Origin of the sequence: Haloarcula sp. CBA1131 (assembly GCF_008728975.1) — an archaeon.
GTDB lineage: Archaea > Halobacteriota > Halobacteria > Halobacteriales > Haloarculaceae > Haloarcula > Haloarcula hispanica.
On record NZ_RPCY01000004.1, the window covers coordinates 498,374 to 518,200 of the forward strand.

Sequence of the window (19,827 nt, forward strand, 5' to 3'; positions counted from 1 at the left end):
TCAGATAGCCCCTCCGTCGTAGCTAGACGCCACAACGCGCTTGTAATAGACGTATGCGATGGTCATAGAGAACAGGAACAGCATCGCGCTGAGCGCGGACCCGATCCCGTATGCACTCTGTTTGAAGCCAAAGGAGTAGATGAGCAACATCAGGACGTTCCCCGATTCGCTCGGTGACCCTCCCAGCAAAATATACGGGACGGGGAAGTTGATGAAGGTCCAGAGGATCAACAGCAGCAGAATGACGGCAGAGACAGGCTTCAACTGTGGCAGCGTCACGTACCGCAGCTTCCCCCATCGGCCGGCCCCGTCTATCTCTGCAGCCTCGTACAATTGCTCCGGTACCGACTGCAGTCCGGCGTACAACATGATCGCCGCATACGGGAAGTTCCGCCAGACGTTCGCGATGATTATCGCGTACAGTGAGTTTGGACCCAGTAGCCAGAACAGGGACCCCTCGATGAGTCCGGCCTGCCGGAGTAACGCGTTGATGACTCCAGTATCGCTCCGGAACATCATCCGCCAGGTGAGAAGCGTGACGACAACCGGTGTCACGTACGGAATCAGAATCACGGTCCTCGCGACAAGCTTCCCCCGGAATTGCTTATCGAGGGTGAGTGCGGTGACGAGCCCGAGAACGTACGTCCCTACGACCGAGCCAACCGTGTACAGAATGGTGACTTTGAGCGAGTTCCAGAACTGTGCGCCATAGATCGTATCCTTCTGGAAGACCTTCGCGAAGTGGTCAAGCCCGACGAACGTCTCTGGGCGGAACCAGTCAGTATATCTGAGCGACGGGAACTCGTAGAAGCTCATAACGAACCCGAGGATGACTGGAATCCCGTGGACGAGAAGCATCATTGCCAGAGCCGGGGCAATGAGCTTGAGTCCGAAGCGCTGGCTTGCAGGTAACGAGCTAACGTATGGGATATGAACCGCTGGGAGTCGACGTCTGACTCGCTGGTACGCGGACAGGAGCATACACAATCGATTATTATGCAATGTATTTAACCGTTCTGCACGACGCTAGAGTGACACGGTCCCGACACAAAGCTATAGTAGCCATTGAAAATCAATGCACACCTGATCGCACGACGGCAGTGCGATCAGTGTGTACATCGTTTCAATTGTTACTATAGTAGCTATTCGACCGGACAAGCACAGAACCACACTGAAACGCCTGTTTTCCGAGGTTATCCTTGAAGCGCGTTTTCTGCCTGCATCGCAGCCTGTTGGAGTGCCTTCTCGGTATCGCCTTCGGACCAGGAGTCCGTTGCTGCCTTCGTGAGTACCTTCGTGACAGCCCCCTTGATCGCTCCGGAGACATCACCCCAGCCCACGACTTGCGGCGCTGTCTTGGCGTTTGTGTTGTTCAGAACGTCTTCACTGAAGGACTGATACAGCTCACCTTGGAAGGCGTCTTGCTCGAAGCTACTCTTGATCGTCGGCAAGAAGCCAGAGCCCTTCGCGAGTTCTGCGTTGACCTCCGGCTGCATCAGATACTCGATGAACGTCGCGGCTTCGCTCTTCTTCTTCGTCCAGGGATGGATGCCCATGAGGTTCACTCCGAAGAAGGTCGACGACTCTCCCCGGGGACCGGCCGGCGGCTTGCCGACGCCGAGTTCGGCGTCGATATCGTTTGCTACTCTGAGCCCCTGCCACGTCGAGGCTATCCGTTTGCTGCTAAACGCGTTGTTCCGTGCAACGCCGTTCCACTCGACTGACGCCTGTGGGGACGCCTTGTGCGTCGTCGACAGGTCCTTGTAGAAATTCAGCGCCTCCACCGCCGCGTCACTGTCGAATGTCGGCTTGGACCCGTCGATCACGCTCCCGCCGTTTTGCCAGATGAGCATCATATAGTACTGGACGACTGCCCAGTTGTTCGCCCCCGGAATGCCGAACAGGTATCTCGTGTTGTAGCCTTCCTGTTCCCACTTTTCGGCCTGCGTGTTGTACTTCGACGCATCATTCGCGAGTTCGTCCCAGGTCGACGGAGGGCCATCGATACCGGCTTCCTCGAACAGCGATTTATAATAAATGTGTCCGCGGGGTCCCCAGAACCAGGGGAACCCAGCCCGGACGCCGTCGAATTTACCGATCTGAAGCGGTGACTCGTAGATATTGTCTGTCGGCATCGAGACGCCGGCTTCTTCGAGGTCCATCCAGCCGTCGGAATTGACCTGTTGTGGCATCCACGTCGATGCGATCTCTTCGACGTCCGGACCGGTCCGGGTGGAGATACTGTTGTTTTGCTTCTTCCGAGCGACGCCCCAGCCCATCGTCTCGAAATCCACGCTGATCCCGTGTTCTTTCTTCAGTATGGGATTGTGCTTCTCGTAGAACGTCTCAATGTGGTCATTGACGAAGTGACGGACTGTGAGGGTGGTTATATCGTTCGATTGCTCCCCGGTGCTCGCGCCGGAGTCGCCGTCCCCGCCATCCCCGGAGGTACTCTCTGAACTTTCGTTGCCGCCACAGCCCGCGAGCAGCGTGACTGTTGCCGCTCCGGCGCTTTTGATGAAGCGACGTCGCTTGCCACTCCGCAAACTACTGTCTGACATATGCTATCACCAACGACCCATGTAGTATATATAATTAATTGTTTAGGATATTCTTCGTAACACTGTGTTCCTGTGGACTATCACAAATACCTATCGTGTGGTTTTATAATACACTGCCATCAATTGGTAATCTAAGTGATCGCAGAGAGGCTTCGGTCAGTCAGACAGTTGCTGGCTGACCGAAGCCTCTGCCGGCGTTGTCGCTGAAACAACTGACCACAGTGCCGTCCCATGAACATCAAAACATGACCACACACGCAGTCTACGACGAGATCCGTTCCGGTATCGACCGACTGAACGATTTCGAACTGAGCACGCACGACCTTTCCGAGCCACGCGAGCGTATTGCACACGCTGACCGAGTCCACTTCATCGGCTGTGGATCCTCGTACTGGACCGGCGTGATCGGTCAGTATGCGTCTTTCCAGAGCGGCATCGATGCAACGGCGCACGCCGCGTCAGAATATCTGTTCGCCGGTCCGCCGATTACTGAGGAAACGGTTGTCGTCGCCTACTCCCAGTCCGGCGAAACGTCTGAAACCGTTACAGCCGCTCGCCGAGCAAAAGAGGGAGGTGCAGTCGTTATCGGTATTACAAACAGCGCCGATTCGACGCTGGGGTCTGTAGCGGACGAGATCCTCGTCACGCCGGCGGGGACCGAGAAAGCAGTCCTTGCTACCAAAACAGTCGATGCCGCGTTGATGCTGACGTTCTCGCTGCTCGAAAGCAAATACAGTGAGTACACACCGAGCGAACTGCAACGCACATGCCGGAACGTCATCGACCAGGACTTTCAGGCAGCCGTCGCTGTCCTCGCGGAGGCCAAGACACTCTACACTCTCGGACAGGGGATCGAATATGGGCTTGCAGGCGAGGCGGCGACGAAGTTCGGCGAGGGTGCACTGTTGCATACGACAGCACTCCCGACACCGGAAATCAGCCACGGTCCCATCGCAAACGCTGCCGGTGAGCCGGCACTCGTCATTGCGACCCGAGAATCGAAGTCATCGTTGACCAGCGAGGTCGTTTCAAAGCTACGCGACGCCGGAGTGATCACAATTGTCCTGCGGCGGCCGACGAACGACTACGGTGGAGACATCTCAATCAAACTCCCGTCCCGATCACCGGACCACCCGATAGTCCCGTTGAAGATCCTGCAATCGCTCACGTACAAGACGGCCGTCAAGAAGGGATACAATCCGGACGATCCACCGGAACTCTCGAAACATATCGAGTGGAGTGCACTGGGATAGCTGGCTACACCAGCAACCCTAGCGAATGGCACGTATCGATCACCGATGAGAAGCAACGAATTGAAACGGCTAACTCACACTGGTCTCTTTTCCGCCCTCTGGAGTCCTGTCGATAGCTGACAGCGGTGACGACCGTCACGATACACAGCCGCACAACCGATATGTAAACCCAGTGGGAGCTGGATTATGCAGATTATATCATGAAGGTTAATCACACTCCGGATACGATGCGGCAGTATGCAAATCACCGGATACGAACTGTTCGAAATCCCTCCCCGCTGGGTCTTCCTGAAACTAGAAACCAACACCGGAGTTCTGGGGTGGGGTGAGCCCGTCATCGAGGGGAGAGCGAAAACAGTTCGAGCGGCGGTCGAGGAGATGCTGGACCAGTATCTCATCGGGAAGGACCCGTTTAGAATCGAGGATCACTGGCAAGCGCTGTACCGTGGCGGGTTCTATCGCGGCGGACCGATCCTGATGTCTGCCATCGCTGGTATCAATCAGGCGCTCTGGGATATCAAGGGGAAACACTTCGGTGCACCTGTGTACGAACTGTTGGGTGGGAAGAGCCGTGATAAGGTTAGAGTGTATAAGTGGATCGGCGGTGACCGGCCGGAGGATGTCGCTGCAGAAGCGACGCGGTTAGCCGAGGCCGGCTACACCGCACTCAAAATGGATGCGACGAATCAGACCCGGTTCATCGAAACGAAGGCGTCGCTCGACGAGATCACAGAACGGATTCAGCACGTTCGAACAGCGGTGGACGACCGAGTGGATCTCGGGATCGATTTCAGAGGCCGAGTATCAAAATCGATGGCCAAGACCCTCACCAACCGCCTCGAATCCGTCGAACCGATGTTCATCGAAGAGCCAGTGCTTCCCGAGAACATCGAACACCTTCCGAACATCGCGGCACAGACACGCGCACCAATCGCAGCAGGTGAGCGACTGTACTCGAGATGGGATTACAAAGACCTCCTCAAAACGGGGGCGATTGACGTGATTCAGCCCGATGTCTCTCACGCAGGCGGTATTTCAGAGATGGTCAAACTTGCTAACATGGCGGAGTCACACGACGTCGCCATTGCACCGAACTGCCCACTGGGTCCAATTGCGCTGGCTGCGTCGATCCAGGTGGATACGGTCGTTCCGAACCTGTTAGTCCAGGATCAGGGGTTCGACGTCCACTCTGAGACGACCAGTCCCGCACACGACCTGCTGAATTCGAACCCGTTTGCGTTCGACGACGGCTACCTGAAGACGCTGGACGGCCCGGGACTGGGTATCGACGTAGCGCTAGACGTTGTTCGGGAGAAAGCAGAGGCCGATCTCGACTGGCACAACCCGATATGGCGGCACGAGGACGGTAGCGTCGCCGACTGGTAACGATCGTTTCATAATAATAAAAACTTAAGCTATAGACGGGAGTAGTAATCTTATGCCCGATAAAACTGAGACAGCAACACTTTCGGCACCGATGAAGACGTTCGCCATCGTCGACGTGCTCAGAGACGCCGACGGGCCGCTTGGCGTCTCAGAGGTGGCCGAGCAACTCGGGTACACTCGGAGTACGACATACAAGCACCTGAATACGCTGTTGCAGTCAGGCTACGTTACAAAGAGTACAGGAAACTATCAGCTGACGTTACAGTTTGCCGATATCGGCGAACACGTTAAATCTCAGGCACCCATCTACCACGACACGAAGCCCCAGATAGACCAGATATCAGCGACGACCGGCGAGTCTGCCGGACTGGTTATCAAGTGCGAAAAGCAAATTGCCGACGTCTATCACACCGCTGTTGACGACTCTCCGAGACACGTAAACTCCCCGTGTTTTCACTGCAGCGCTCCGGGAAAGGCAATCCTCGCGGCGACCGACCCAGAGGCGGTCGATGCTATTTTAGACCACACTGGTCTGCCTGCAATGACCGAGAACACGATTACGGATCGCCAGACGCTCACTGCCGAACTCGACAATATCCGGGACCGAGGTATCGCGTTCGAGCGTCGCGAGCAGTATCCAGACGTAAACTGCGTCGCGGTTCCGATTCAGGACCAGTCTACAACCGCAGCCGTGTACGTGGCAGGACACGCTGAACGGCTGAGCGGGAAGCGGTTACAGGAGGATGTCCCCGGGATGATTCTGAGCGCCGTCAGGCAACTCAATGCGGAGCAAATCTGAGTCATTCGTCAGCCATTCGTGTTCACGGCCATTATCAATATAGCCTGGAATCAGCAATGTTCAGTACAGCCGCAGCAACTCCAGTCCTAGCTGACCGACGGCAGTTTCAGCAATGCCATACATATCCCAACAGAATTTTTTATCCGAGATAGGGTATTTCTTTTAGCGAAACCATTTGAGAGCGAGTGGTGAGCGAAATAACAGCCGTACACATATTATTCTAATTCACTCACCTGAACCTGGCCCTCCTAAATATGCACATATCGTACTGTAGCGGTGCTGCATCGGTTCTTTCTCATCCACTTGCCGTTCACACCGCTGTCGTTCAGTATGCTTCCCGCATCCCTACAGCTTTTCATAATACGAAATAATTTCGTCTAAGTCCCTCTGTCTATTGGTCGAAACATTCAACTGTTGATGGATGGTGCGTTTCACTCACGGGGATACCTACAACAATGGATGCAATCGCTGTCAAGCGGGGGAAGACTCGACCAGAACGCATCGACATCGAGCGCCCGGAACCGGACGAGGGAGAGGTGCTCGTGCGGACGCTCCGTGTTGGCATCGACGGAACGGACTTTGAGGTGCTATCGGGATCACACGGCGAGTTTCCCGAGGGCAGCGACTACCAGATACTGGGCCACGAGGCCGTCGGCGTCGTGGAGTCCTCGAACGGGACCGCGCTGAACGAGGGAGAGATTGTCGTCCCGACAGTCCGGCGGCCCGCAAACACGTCGAGTCGGTTCTTCGAGAACAACGAGCCCGATATGGCTCCACCAGGTGAGTATGTCGAACGGGGGATTGCGGGGGCGCACGGCTACATGGCCGAGTACTTCACCACACCCGCATCGTTTCTCGTCCCGATCCCGAAATCGCTGGCGGATGTCGGATTCCTGGTCGAACCGATCAGCAATGCCGAAAAGGCACTCGAGTTGGCACAGCGTTCCAGGTCGACCTTCGAGTGGCAGAATGCTGCCGGACTCGTCCTCGGAAACGGACCGCTAGGACTGCTCACATTGGCGATGCTTGCAGACCGGTGTGAGCGGACGTACTGTCTCGGCCGTCGTGAACGGCCGGACCCGACCATCGACATTATCGAGGAACTGGGGGCTACCTACGTTAATTCTCGACAGACGGCCGTCGACGAGATACCCGATGTCCACGAGCCGATGGATCTGGTGTTCGAGGCGACAGGGCATGCAAAACACGCGTTTTCGACGGTCGAGGCACTCGATGCGAACGGAGTCGGGGTCCTCCTTGGCATCCCTGAGGACTGGGAATTTACTGTCAACGGTGGAGCGCTTCACAGGCAGTTGGTCCTCCAGAACAAAGCGTTGCTCGGGAGCGTGAACTCTAACGTCAGGCATTACAAACGCGCTCGTAACACACTTGCAGAATACCCGGACTGGTTCCTTGCGTCTATCATGACGACCCGGTGCTCGGTGTCGGGGTTTGCAGACGCATTCGAGAAGTCGCCGGATACTATCAAATCGTACATCGAATTCAGCGCATAAGCCGCAGCATACCCTTGATATGTGTATATACACTCGAAAGAGTGGTATCTCCCCGGATTTATACATTAATAATCGTCTTAATCATTCTTTTGACGGGAATTTTCGAAATTAGTCTCCTCTAGGGACATTTATGGCAAGGAATTATGATGTATGAGAATATTTTCGGTGCATTTAGACGTAAATGCTGGTTGGAGGCGTAGAAATCCATTGAAAACTCAAAATGAAAGCCTCGTAGGGACTAGTTTCGCCGGTCGACGCTGTGGCAGAGCGCTATCGTTCGCGCCAGTGTCTACGTTTGGGAATACTCATCGACCCACTCCTGCAGCGTGATGCCCATCGTTGACTGGGTAATCGCGTTCGAGGACGCGGAGTTCGCACTCTTGACGAGTTCGGCTTCCAGTGTCCGCGTCGGGATCTCGCCGATAAAGTGCGGAATCGCTCGTTGGACCGCCAGCGGACAGCCGACCTCGTGTGCGAGTGCATAGCCCGACAGGGAGTGTGGGACCTCTTCGGTTGCGTATTTCGGGTCCGGGTCGAGTAGCTTCTCGTCCTCGACGAAGTCGACGTACTCGTAGCACTTTCCGACGTCGTGGAGTAGTGTGGCTGCCACGATGACGTCCATATCGGGGTCGGCACTGTGGAACTCCTGCTGTTCGATAGCGGATTCCCGTGCGATTCTGGTGACACCGCGGACGTGCCTGACGTTGGTTACTTCGTGGATGTTCCAGGCGTAGGGGATATCGGTAATGTCGCGCCAGCCACCTCGGTCGAGCGCGAGTGTCCACGCCTCGATGACGTTGCTGCGGAGGCTGTCCGACGAGATGTAGTCGAGTTCCGGGAACGCCTCCGTGACTTGCTCCTCGTAGTCGGGCATACTACCCCTCGTCCTGGACGAGCTGTTCCTGGCCGATAAACCGGGGCCGCTCGTCGATAGCCAAGAAGTTATCCACGTCCTCGCGTGCCGCTTTCGCTTTCCCTTTGTCGGGCGCGTAATCCCGCGACCCTTCGCTGCCGAGCGCGTCGTATAGCTTCTCGAGGTCGTCAAAGTAGAGTTCGGCGACGCCGTCGAACTCGGCGTTCTCGGGGTCAGTGGGGATGACCGTATTGTACTTGACGACGCCCTCGATTTCGCGGGCAATCGGTGTATGGTTGCTCTGCCAGTAGTCGACGAACTCATCGTGTGTCATGTCGTCCTGCCGGACGAGAAACGCCGAGTGCTTGTAGAGGCCGTCGGTGTCGCCGTCGACCTCGTCTTTCTGGACGATCTCTTCGCCGATAATACGCGGCCGCTCCTCGACAGCAAGGAAGTTGTTCACGTCCTCGCGGGCCTTCGCGGCGACCGCTTTCGTGGGGTCATAGTCACGGGAGCCGGGACTACCCAGCGCCTCGTGCAGGTCCGCAAGCGTCTCGAAGTACAGCTCCGCCAGTCCGTCGAATTCGGCGTGTGCTGGTTCTGTTGGAAGGACTTGCTGGTAGCGAACCACGCCCTCGATGTCCTTTGCAATCGGCGTGTGATTGGTCTGCCAGTAGTCGACGAACTCCTCGTGAGACATGCCGTCCTGTCTGACTAACAGGGCTACGTGCTTGTACATCATCAGCACATTTCTGACCTATGAATATAAAAGCTAACGCTGTCGTCTATCAGATTAGTTAGGTCAGTAAAGATTAATGTACGTGTGACGCCGAAGACTGAACCGATATGGAGTCAGTCAACCCAGCCACGGGTGAGCGGCTAGACGTGTATGACCCGGATGATGACGACACGGTCGAACGGAAACTGGACCGAGCCGCAGCGACGTTCGAGGAGTGGCGTGATGTTCCGTTGCGTGAGCGCGAGCAATTGCTCGTAAACGCTGGTGAGGTCCTCCGGGAGAACAAACAGCGGTACGCAGAGCTGATGACCCGGGAGATGGGCAAACCCATCACTCAGGCCGTCGCTGAAGTCGAAAAGTGTGCCTGGGCGTGTGACCACTACGCTGAATACGCGCACAAATATCTCTCCGATGAGCACCACCCCAGCCCGCCGGGGACAGAAGTAAAGACGGTCCACGACCCGCTCGGGCCGGTACTCGCGGTGATGCCCTGGAACTACCCGTTCTGGCAGGTCGTTCGCTTTGCCGCGCCCTATCTCACTGCCGGCAACGTCGGCCTCCTCAAACACGCCTCGAACGTTCCCGGGTGTGCGCTCGCGCTCGAAGAGGTGTTTAGCGAAGCGGGCTATCCCGAAGGCGCATTCCAAACGCTGTTGGTCGGTTCCAGCGATGTCGACGGCGTTCTCGCAGACGAACGCGTTCGCGCGGCGACGCTTACCGGAAGTGGTCCCGCTGGGCGCGCCGTCGCCGAAACGGCCGGCAAACACCTGAAAAAGACTGTGCTGGAACTCGGTGGGTCTGACCCGTTTATCGTCCTCGACGACGCGGACCTCGACGCTGCCGTTGAGACTGGGGTACAAGCACGGACGCTCAACGGCGGACAATCGTGCATTGCCGCCAAGCGCTTCATCGTTCACACAGACGTCTACGAGGAGTACGTTGAGCGGCTCGTCGCTGCCTTCGAAAACCTCACTGTCGGCGACCCGATGGCCGACGAAACTGATGTCGGTCCACAGGCTGACCCTGACCTCATGGCCGAACTCCACGACCAGGTACAGACCAGCGTCGACGCCGGTGCAACGCTGTTGACTGGGGGCGAGCCGCTTGACCGGACCGGCGCGTTCTACCCACCGACAGTACTGACTGATGTCCCTTCAGGATGCCCTGCCGACACAGAGGAGACGTTCGGACCAGTGGCGACCGTCTACGAGGTTGCCGATGCGGAAGAAGCAATCGCAGTCGCAAACGACACCCGGTTTGGCCTTGGTGCAAGCCTCTGGACAGCGGACCGAGAACGCGGCCAGCGGCTGGCACGAGAGGTCTCCGCGGGCTGTGTCTACATCAACGAGATGACCAAATCAGATCCGCGGGTCCCGTTCGGCGGCATCAAAGACGCCGGCTACGGCCGTGAACTCTCGGAGATGGGAATCAAAGAGTTCGTCAACAAAAAGACAGTCTGGGTCGAATAACCGTTCGCGTTTGGCACTGGGTGGTCTTCACATTGCTGACGCGCTCGGCTCTCGTCTGCCGGCAGCAACGATGGTAGTCAGCGATTCGCGTGACAGGACAAACCTTCTTGTTTCAAGGGGCGTTATGCAAGCGCATGGAGTTAGCAATACTGGGCGGTACTGGTGACATCGGTGAGGGGCTCGCAATGCGGTTTGCCTCGGACACGGACCACACGATTACGATCGGCTCGCGGGACGCTGCGAAAGCCACCGAGCGAGCGAGCACGTACGAAGAACGACTGTCCGAGCACGGCGTCGAGACTGGAATCAACGGGACAGACAACAGTAGCGCTGCGGCCGGTGCAGACGTGGTTATCCTGGCTATTCCGCCACACCACGTCGGCGATACAGTTGAAGCACTGGCAGAAGATGACGTGCTCTCAGACCAACTGCTCATTAGCCCCGCCGTCGGAATGAACGGCGATGGGGATGGACTTCACTACCGACCACCGTCGACAGGGAGCGTTACTGAGTTTGTCGCGGAGCGAGCCCCTGAATCTGTTCCAGTGGCCGGCGCGTTCCACAACCTCGCCGCGGACCGGCTAGCGGATCTGGAGGCCACGCTCGATGTGGATACGCTGGTGGTCGCGGACGACCCGGCGGTCAGTGAACGAGTCGTGACGCTAACTGATGACCTTGCGGGCGTCCGACCGATCCCTGCTGGGCCGCTATCGAACGCTACGGAGGTCGAGAGTCTGACGCCACTGCTCATCAATATCGCTCGATACAACGAGGATATGCACGATGTCGGTGTGAGTTTTAGCTAGACCCGGCCGCGCTTCCGTCCGCCGCCGCGGTTCGATAGTATCGTAGCGAGATCGGCGACGTCCTCGCGTTTGCCTGTATCTGTAGACAGTCGCAACCAGATCAGGAATTATCTCAGCGCGCGTTGTCGATTTCGTCGATCGCGTCGGGGTTTTCGATACTCGAGAGGTCCCCCAGTGCTGTCCCCTCGTAGACGTTCTGAACGATTCGACGGACAATCTTTCCCGACTGGGTCTTCGGGAACGCGTCGACGAAGTGGAGTTCACGCGGTCGGAACGGCTTGCCGAGCGCGGTCCCGACCTGCGCGCGCAACGTCTCTCGAAGGTCGTCTGACGCCTCGTACTCCTCGTTGAGGATGACGTATGTGACAACCGCGGTCCCCTTCGTTTTGTCGTCCGCACCGATGGCAACAGCGGCGTTGACCGCATCGTGTTCGATGAGTGCGCTCTCGACCTCGGCCGGGCCGACCTTCCGGCCGGCGACGTTGAGCACGTCGTCCGACCGACCGTGTAAGAACCAGAAGCCGTCCTCGTCTTTCTGTGCCCAGTCGCCGTGGTCCCACATATCGCCGAACCGCGACCAGTACTCTTCGAGGTACCGCTCGTCACCGCTCCACAGCGACTTTGTCATCGACGGCGCTGACGACTGACAGACCAGATACCCCTTCTCGTTGGCTTCGGCAACGGATTCCCCTTGTGCATCGACGATGTCGATGTCCATGCCGAGCGCCGGACCACCAAGCGTCCCCGGCTTCAGCGAATGCAGCGGCGTCGGTTGCAGGAAACAGCCGAATATCTCCGTTCCGCCGGAGATGTTCATAATCGGTGTTGTGCCGTTGCCGACGTTTTCCAGAAACCACTCCCAGGAATCCGGGTCCCATGGCTCGCCAGTTGAACCCAGCAGGCGCAACGTCGAAAGGTCGTGCCCATCCAGCCACTCGTCGCCGTGCTTCTGTAGCGCACGGATCGCTGTCGGTGAAATCCCGAACACCGATAGATTGTGGGTGTCGATCATCTCCCAGAACCGGTCCGGCTCAGGATAGTCGGGTGCCCCTTCATACATGAAGACGGTCCCACCGTGGGCATGATTGCCGATTAGCGTCCATGGACCCATCATCCAGCCGATGTCCGAGACCCAGAAAAAGCGGTCTGCGGGCTTGTGGTCGAACGAAAAGAAGATTTCCTTCGCCGGCTGGACGAGCCCGCCGGCGTGCGTGTGGACGATGCCCTTCGGTTTGCCTGTTGTCCCAGATGAGTACAGCAGCATCGACTCGTGGTCGGCGGGGAGCGACTGGGTCTCGTAGTCGGCAGCTTGGGAACCGACTGCATCCGCCCACCATTCGTCACGAGCGGGGTCCCACGAGAGAGTGGATTCCCGAGAACCCAGCCGATTGTAGACGATTGTGTGCTCTACGTGGCCCGCCGCTTCGATAGCCTCGTCTGCGGCCGACTTCAGGTCGATTTCGCTTCCCCGGCGGTAGAAACCATCACCGGTGAACAGGACTGAACACTCGGCGTCTTCGATGCGAGTTGCTGTCGCGTCGACCCCGAAGCCGGAGAAGATAGGGACGGCAATCGCACCTACTTTGAAACAGCCATACAGCAATGGGACGATTTCCGGAACCATCGGCATGTACAGCCCGACGGTGTCACCGGTTCCGATACCGCGCTCTTCGAGTGCATTGGCGACGCGATTGGCCTGTTGGTGGAGTTCGTGATAGGTTATTTTACGGACTGTCCCGTCCTCACCTTCCCAGAGTGTCGCGACGGTATTTCGGGTCTCTGAATCTGGGGCTGCGTGACGATCGACGACGTTGTGCGCGATGTTGAGTTCCCCACCGACGTACCAGTCCGTGAACTGGGGGCCGTCTGTGTCATCGCGGACTTGCTCGTACGCCTCGTAAAATTCCAGGTCGAGATAGTCGACTATCTCGTCCCAGAACCAGTCCAGTCCGGATGCCGGTTCACCGTCGATATCGGTGACCGTCCGCCTGTGGAGTTCTTCGAAGTCCTCGATGCCGTGCTTTTGCATGAACGCGTAGACGTTGCTCTCGGTCACGAACGTCTCGCTCGGTTCGTACCGTACCTCGTCGAGTGCTGTGAGTGAATCTGACATTGGATTCAAGTGGCTGTGACAGTGTCGGAAGCTGTGCAGTCGCTGCAGTTGAGCGACCCCGTCTGGTTGCGCTACCCCGTCTTGTAGACGCCGCGTGCGTCCGCGACCTGTGTGCCGTCTTCAGCGTACACTTCGACGCTGACGACGCCAACGTCACCGCCGTGGCGAACCACATCCGCCTCTGCTCGGAGGTCCCCTGTCCCGGCTTCGAGGTAATCGATGCGCATATCGATGGTCGGCACCGGCTGGTCGACGAGCGACACCAGAGCGGCCCCACCAACGGTGTCTGCGAGCGTGAACGTGACGCCGCCGTGGGCCATTATCTGCTCTTCGTTCCACGACAGCTCTTCGCGCATTTGGATATGCCCTTCGGCGTACCCGTTGTCGACTGTGGTTATTTCGATATCGAGCAGGTCGGCAAACGGCATGTTCTCGAAGAACGCTTCGATGTCCATACTCATCAATTCGGTTCTTCACCTAGGGAAATAAATATTGGTGTTCACGGGGTCCGAAACACACGGTCGACACTTAGGGGGTCACTGGTGCTCGTGGTGTCTCAGCCCTTCCGGGTTAGACAGCATCTGACGGTTCAACAGTCACCGACACGACGTGCCAGTCCTTAGCTGACCTTCGGCTGCACCTCTTCTCCGAGGCGTCGGATACACTCGGCCATCTCCTGCGTTCCGGTTCCCGGGTGGTACGTCCGGAAGATGAAGTGTATGTCGTCGCCCAGCGCCTCGCGGTACGTTTCGAGTTCCGCCGTGACTTGCTCGGGTGTCCCGAAGATAGCCTGCTCTTTGAGTTCCTGCTTGCGGTCTTCGTCCAGTTCCGCAACGGTCTCGCCGGAGAATATCTCCTCGTACCGGCGCTGGATGTAGAGGTAGCCGTCGCGCATCCGCTCCCACGCGTCCTCGCGGGAGTCTCCGACGAACCCGTGTTGGAGGACGTACACCTGAAAGTCGCCCTCGATATCCTCGTCGTCACGGACGTTACGGATGTCCTCGACGCGCTTGCGGACGCCATTGACTGACAGCGACGACGGGGCACACCATGCGTCAGCGGTCCGGGCGGCTCGCCGGACGGCAGGCCGCGACGCCCCACCGAGCATGAGGGGAACGTCGTGTGCAGGTTTCGGTGTCACAGTGACGTCCGACGAGATGTCGTGGAATTCCGGCTCGTAGTCGAGCGGCCCGTCGGACCAGGCACCGCGAAGCGTGTCGACCGCATCGGCTAGCCGTTCAGCCCGTTCGTCGTCGGGAATTCCGAAGGCGTCAAACTCTGAGACGTTGGACCCGATTGCCATCCCGAGCGTCGTTCGGCCACCGGAGATCTGGTCCACCGTTGCGATATCCTCGGCGAGCCGGATCGAATCGTACAGCGGCGCGAGTGCGATGCAGGACCCGATTTCGATGTCGTCGGTGACTGCGGCTAACGCCCCAAGCGCCGGTGTGACGCCCGACAGATAGTCGTCGTCGAGGAAGTGATGCTCTGAGACCCAGGCGCTATCGAGACCCGCGTTGTCGATAACTTCCCCCAGTTCGAGCATTTCGTCGTAAATATCGCTGGTTTCGCGGTCGTCGTCCGGGCGCTGCTGACAGGTAAACAGGCCTGTTCCCAGTTGCATAAATTTCCGTAACGGCGCGACCGACTTAACGGTAGTGGCACGCCGGCGACCAGACAGTGCGTGAGACCGGCCAAGATGCCTGCCAGTCAGTAGTCTATCCGCGTGATCTCCGAAACGGGCCATTCGCTGAGGATCTCAACGCCGTTCTCGCGGACAACGACCATCTCTTCGACGCGGACGCCCTGTCGCTCTGCGGGTTGCATCGTCTCGACAGCCATCGTCATACCCTCCTCGATTTCGATCGGGTGGTCCGGCGAGAGCCCGCGCCAGATGAGCGGCGTCTCGTAGAGCTGTAGCCCCAGCCCATGCGCCCAGTGGTTGGTCGTCATCTGCCAGAACTCGTCGGCGTCGTACCAGTCCATATGCTCACCCTCTCTGTCGGGGAAGCCCTTGCAGATCTCGTCGGTCGTGGCCCCCGGCTCGATTCGTTCGAGGACGTCGTAGAGGTCGTCACGCGCCTTTTGGTAGGCGTCTTTCTGTGCCTGCGTCGGTTCACCCATGCTGAACGTCCGGTAGTAACAGGAGCGATAGCCCAGATAGCCGATGTTGTAGAAATCCGCGTAGACGAGGTCGTTCGGCCGGATCATTCGGTCGGTCGTGTTCGCCTGATGTTTCGGCCAGGTGTTCGGACCAGAGGTCACGTAGCCACCCTGGGCCATCGCGCCGTGGCCCCAGAGTTCGCCGACTGCGTCGCCCCAGACTTCCGATTCCCGCTTGCCCGGTTTTGCACTCTCCGTAATCTTCTGGAAGCCCGCTTCACAGATGGCAGCGACCTGTCGCAGACACTCGACCTCGTCGCGGGTTTTGGTCTTCCGCGCGTCGAGCATGATATCGGTCGCTGCACTGGTGTCGACATTGACGCCGCGGTTTTCGAACTTCTCGATAAGCGTCCCGTTCCCCACGTCGATGCCCATCGGCTCCCGGTCGACACCGTACTCTTCCATGGCGGTGTACACCGTCTCGGCCATCTTGTCTTTGAGCCAGTCGCGCGCGGAAGCGCTGCCTGACGCCCGGGGAACGTTGCCGAGTCCAGGACAGGCATACCGGATGTCGTCGAGCCAGGGACAGTTGAACCGTTGGTTCGATGCGTGGTCCGCAGTGTCCCAGTGAACCACGTCGCCGTCTTCGGTCAGGAGCGTGTAGTGATCTGCCCCGCTCCCGCCGGTCATCGCCAGCCCGGTGACGTACCGGACATTCGGGTCATTGATAAGCAGCATCGACCCCAGTTCGGAGTCCTGCAGTCGGTCGAGGGCTCGGTCTTTGCGCTCGCGTCGCATCCGCTTGACGTCGATCCGCTCTTCCCAGTCGACGGCCATGGTGCCACGCGTTCCTTCCATGAAGTCGCGCTCGTACATCACGTATGCGTACAGGCAGGTCCCTAATCAAACACTGGGTTCACTCCGGCCGATACGGGACAAACGCAAGCACCCACGGTACGCACGTCACACAGCGACGGCAGGACTGGTGTATCAGAGCGATTCGAGCCCGTTCTCCTCCCGGAGGGTGTTGATGTAGGACCGGAACCCGGATTCGAGGTCGTACTCGACCTCGTAGCCGAGATCGTTCTGCGCAGCGGTCATATCGAGATTCTGGGTCCAGGGGAGTTCGCCCTCGTCGGAGACATCGAGGTCGGCGTCCGGAACGATTTCCCGGACAGCGTTGGCGGCTTCACGGATCGTCGCGAGGACGCCGCGGACGTTGTAGATGCGCTGGCTGAGATCGTCCTCGTCGACGAACGTTGCTTTCCGGAACGCCTGTGCGATATCGCGGGCGTGTTGCCAGTCGATCACCTGATCACCGTACTCGACGCTGAACGGTTCGCCGAGTGCCGGCTTCTCGATGATGTTTGCGAGGAACGCCGACCCACCGGTTTCGCGGTAGGGGCCGTACGCGACTGTCGGACGGAGTCCAACGTGGTCAACACCGTAGTCCTCGTGGTAGACACGGGCCTGATGTTCGTTGTACTCCTTGGTTGCGCCGTAGAGCGTATCTGGATAGACGAGTTCGTTCTCGTCGACGTACTCGGCGGCGTAGTTGTGTGGCGGCGCGTACACCGCCGCGCTGGAGGCCCAGGTGACACGCTCGATCTGGTCGTCGAGGGTGCGTGCGGCCTCGAAGACGTTGTTCGTCCCCCTGATGTTGACATCGAGGCCAGCCCGCGGGTTGTCCCGTGCTGTGTTCGTCAGCAGTGCCGCGAGGTGAACGATGTGTGTCGTCCCCGTCTCTTTGACGGCACGAATCACATCCGTCGCCTCGGAGACATCACCGCGCCGGATGGTCACGTCGTCGGCGACACCCAACTTCGATAGGATGTGGTCGTCCGTCGAGAGGTCGTAGGCGACGACGTCGTGGCCGTGTTCGATGAGGTCCTCGACCACATACGAGCCGAGGAAGCCGGTTCCACCAGTGACAAGCACCGTCGTATCTGTCATTGTCATATCAGTGTGTGTTCCGTGGTTGATTTATATTCTTTGCTAACCCGTGTCTGGGACGTCATTCGTGCAGTCCGCCGACTTCCTCGTAGAACGACGATTGGAGGGACTCGACCATCTCTTCGTCGCGGTCGATGCGGACGTCGATGACGAACGGGACATCGACGCTGGTCCCTTCGGCGAGTGCATCCCCGAGTTCAGCAGGCGTCACGGCTCGTGTCGCTTCAGCGCCGAACGCCTCGGCCGCTTTCACGAAGTCGGTGTCGTGGAACTCGACGCCAGCGATGTCGCCCGCCTCGTGTTGCATCTGACGGACCATCCCCAGGCTGGTGTCGTTGAGGACGACGAACGTGGGCGCGACGCCGTTCTCGACGGCTGTCTCCACACTCGTCATCGTCATCGTGAAGCCACCGTCGCCGGCGACGGCGATGACATCTTTCTCCGTCGTGATGGCGGCGGACACCGCGGCTGGCGTTGCCCATCCCATCGCGCCGACGCCACCGCTGCCGTAGTAGGTCCCGGTGTCCGGTGTCTGGAGGTAGTTCAGCAACCAGAATCGGTTGTTGCCCGAGTCTGCGGTCACGATGGTCTCCGAATCAACCACTGCCTCGATCTCTTTGACCGCCCGCTGTGGCTTGATTGGCGACGCGTCCGACTCGCATCTGGGGGCGTAAAACGACTCCTGCGCCGCGGCCGCACGGTCGCGCGCCCAGTCGTTTCCAGCACTCTCGGGGAGGTTTGCCGCCAGGTCGTCGAGGCTCTGTGCGGCGTCACCGATGAGTGCAACATCCGCGGGGTAGACCCAGCCAGCGTTGCGTGTGTCGATGTCAGCGTGGATGATGGTCTGCTCGTCGGGCCGGATGAACTCCGGGGACTGCCAGTTCGTGTCCATCGGGTTCATGCGACAGCCCACGACGAGGAGGACGTCTGCCTCGCTGACAACCTGATTTGCGCCCTCGTGCCCGAAGGAGCCGATAACGCCCGCGGCCAGGTCGTGGGTTTCGGGGAACGTGGACTTGCCGAGATAGGAGGTAGTGACGACGGCATCAGTAGCCTCAGCGACAGTTTCGAGCTGGTCGTAGGCGTCGGCCGCGTGAACGCCGTTGCCGGCGATGATGACCGGTCGGTCGGCCTCGCTCAGGGCTGTTATCGCTGTCTGGACGTCCTCGCGGGCCGGTCGCGATTCCCAGTTTTGCACCTGATCGTGACCGTCCCAGACCGGCGGAATCGGGTCTTCGGGCATCTCCTCGGTGACGGCGTCGCCGTCGAGGATTATTGCCGTTGGCCCCGGCCGGCCGGCAGTCGCGTGCTTGAACGCGAGCTGGAGGCTTCGCACCGTCTCCGTCGGTGAGCGCGGGAACCAGTTTTCCTTGGTGTAGGCGTCGAGTGCTGACGGCAGGTCCAGCCCGCCGTAGTCACCGCGAGCCTGCTGGTACGGCGCGAGTGTGGAATAGTCGCCACGCTCGCTGGCCTCGGTGATAACGACCATCGGTGACGAAGCGAGCTTGCCCTCCATCTGGCCGATTGCGCCGAGGCTGCCGATCCAGGGGCCTTGCCCCGCGAGGACCCCGGGGTTGCCGGTGAGTCGCCCGTGCATCTCGGCCATGACACTGGCTTCGCGCTCATCGCGTGGTCGGACCATCTCGACGTCGGCCTCCGGGACGTGATCGAGAATCTCGATGGCACGACCGCCGGGATATCCGAAGACGTACTCGACGCCTTGCTCGTCCAGTTCTTCGACAAGGCGCTTTCCTGTTTCAGTCATGGGTAGTGAATTTGAGAGTCATTATCGCGTTACGTCCCACTGTGGGTAACTCCCAAGATATAGAGTTTGGGGTCAACGTTGCACCAATCCCGGTGAACGGACGTACTATTCGGGGCCCTGCGAAACTCGATGTCCTGCCGCGGTGTTCAAGTAATTCGACAAAGTCATACTACCAGTTTCTAGCGGACTCGGTCCTTTGACCGCTCGGATTCCTTGTTATTGCTCCCGAAAACTGTTCTAATAGTTAGAACAGAGTAAATTCCAGTGCAGACTCCCTAGATTCATATACTGACTGAAAGGATAAATTAGGAAAATTGTCGGTAAAGACCTTCTAAGTTTGACTTCACCTACTGAGTAAGACACCTGAACCTTGGAGTATTGGATACTACGGTTGGCGGATTACAGCGTTACTGTTGTAACAGCGTTTGTCGCACGATTTTCGCATATTGTTACACTCATATAGATGTAACAGCACCCTGCTGTGCAGGCTCGGTTGTCATTGTCCTCATATCT

The 19,827-nt window shown here is 58.5% G+C and carries 16 protein-coding genes; 6 read left to right on the top strand and 10 right to left on the bottom strand.

Going from position 1 to position 19,827, the window contains the following annotated elements:
• A complete protein-coding gene (locus Har1131_RS20030; RefSeq protein WP_008308407.1) occupies window positions 1-861 on the bottom strand; it encodes a carbohydrate ABC transporter permease in 861 nt (286 codons plus the stop codon).
• Between the two features lie 332 nt (window positions 862-1,193).
• Entirely contained in the window at window positions 1,194-2,561 is a 1,368-nt protein-coding gene (locus Har1131_RS20035; RefSeq protein ID WP_014030874.1) for an extracellular solute-binding protein, read from the bottom strand.
• Between the two features lie 245 nt (window positions 2,562-2,806).
• On the opposite strand from Har1131_RS20035, the gene Har1131_RS20040 reads away from it, so the two are divergent.
• From Har1131_RS20040 to Har1131_RS20055, 4 genes are all read left to right on the top strand, one after another.
• Window positions 2,807-3,814: an SIS domain-containing protein gene (locus Har1131_RS20040; RefSeq protein ID WP_050036563.1), complete on the top strand. Its 1,008-nt coding sequence runs from the start codon at window positions 2,807-2,809 to the stop codon at window positions 3,812-3,814.
• A 237-nt stretch (window positions 3,815-4,051) separates the two neighbouring features.
• Window positions 4,052-5,200 (top strand): galactonate dehydratase, encoded by a 1,149-nt coding sequence (dgoD, locus tag Har1131_RS20045; RefSeq protein ID WP_014030872.1) that lies wholly within the window; start codon window positions 4,052-4,054, stop codon window positions 5,198-5,200.
• Window positions 5,201-5,252: 52 nt separating this feature from the next.
• On the top strand, window positions 5,253-5,999 hold the full coding sequence (locus Har1131_RS20050) for an IclR family transcriptional regulator (RefSeq protein ID WP_014030871.1): 747 nt from the start codon (window positions 5,253-5,255) through the stop codon (window positions 5,997-5,999).
• 455 nt (window positions 6,000-6,454) lie between these two features.
• On the top strand, window positions 6,455-7,513 hold the full coding sequence (locus tag Har1131_RS20055) for a glucose 1-dehydrogenase (RefSeq protein WP_151148336.1): 1,059 nt from the start codon (window positions 6,455-6,457) through the stop codon (window positions 7,511-7,513).
• A gap of 289 nt (window positions 7,514-7,802) precedes the next feature.
• Here Har1131_RS20055 and Har1131_RS20060 read toward each other — a convergent pair whose 3' ends face one another.
• On the bottom strand, window positions 7,803-8,387 hold the full coding sequence (locus tag Har1131_RS20060) for an HD domain-containing protein (protein ID WP_014030869.1): 585 nt from the start codon (window positions 8,385-8,387) through the stop codon (window positions 7,803-7,805).
• Window position 8,388: 1 nt separating this feature from the next.
• Complete coding sequence (locus Har1131_RS20065) at window positions 8,389-9,108, bottom strand: EthD family reductase (protein WP_023842934.1); 720 nt, start codon at window positions 9,106-9,108, stop codon at window positions 8,389-8,391.
• 104 nt (window positions 9,109-9,212) lie between these two features.
• Here Har1131_RS20065 and Har1131_RS20070 point away from each other — a divergent pair, with 104 nt between their 5' ends.
• The gene (locus Har1131_RS20070) at window positions 9,213-10,574 is read left to right on the top strand and encodes an NAD-dependent succinate-semialdehyde dehydrogenase (protein WP_050036567.1); all 1,362 of its coding nucleotides are present in this window, start codon (window positions 9,213-9,215) and stop codon (window positions 10,572-10,574) included.
• 134 nt (window positions 10,575-10,708) lie between these two features.
• Window positions 10,709-11,380, top strand: a complete 672-nt coding sequence (gene npdG / locus Har1131_RS20075; RefSeq protein WP_050036568.1) for an NADPH-dependent F420 reductase — start codon at window positions 10,709-10,711, stop codon at window positions 11,378-11,380.
• Window positions 11,381-11,492: 112 nt separating this feature from the next.
• Here npdG and Har1131_RS20080 read toward each other — a convergent pair whose 3' ends face one another.
• The 6 genes from Har1131_RS20080 to Har1131_RS20105 form a co-directional block, all read right to left on the bottom strand.
• Window positions 11,493-13,493: an AMP-binding protein gene (locus Har1131_RS20080; protein ID WP_050036569.1), complete on the bottom strand. Its 2,001-nt coding sequence runs from the start codon at window positions 13,491-13,493 to the stop codon at window positions 11,493-11,495.
• Between the two features lie 71 nt (window positions 13,494-13,564).
• Window positions 13,565-13,948, bottom strand: a complete 384-nt coding sequence (locus tag Har1131_RS20085; RefSeq protein WP_014030864.1) for a PaaI family thioesterase — start codon at window positions 13,946-13,948, stop codon at window positions 13,565-13,567.
• 164 nt (window positions 13,949-14,112) lie between these two features.
• Window positions 14,113-15,117, bottom strand: a complete 1,005-nt coding sequence (locus Har1131_RS20090) for an LLM class flavin-dependent oxidoreductase (protein WP_050036570.1) — start codon at window positions 15,115-15,117, stop codon at window positions 14,113-14,115.
• Window positions 15,118-15,203: 86 nt separating this feature from the next.
• Window positions 15,204-16,472: a M24 family peptidase gene (locus tag Har1131_RS20095; protein WP_014030862.1), complete on the bottom strand. Its 1,269-nt coding sequence runs from the start codon at window positions 16,470-16,472 to the stop codon at window positions 15,204-15,206.
• A gap of 114 nt (window positions 16,473-16,586) precedes the next feature.
• The gene (locus tag Har1131_RS20100) at window positions 16,587-17,549 is read right to left on the bottom strand and encodes an NAD(P)-dependent oxidoreductase (RefSeq protein ID WP_050038220.1); all 963 of its coding nucleotides are present in this window, start codon (window positions 17,547-17,549) and stop codon (window positions 16,587-16,589) included.
• A gap of 61 nt (window positions 17,550-17,610) precedes the next feature.
• A complete protein-coding gene (locus Har1131_RS20105; protein WP_050036571.1) occupies window positions 17,611-19,314 on the bottom strand; it encodes a thiamine pyrophosphate-binding protein in 1,704 nt (567 codons plus the stop codon).
• Window positions 19,315-19,827: the final 513 nt, after the last annotated feature.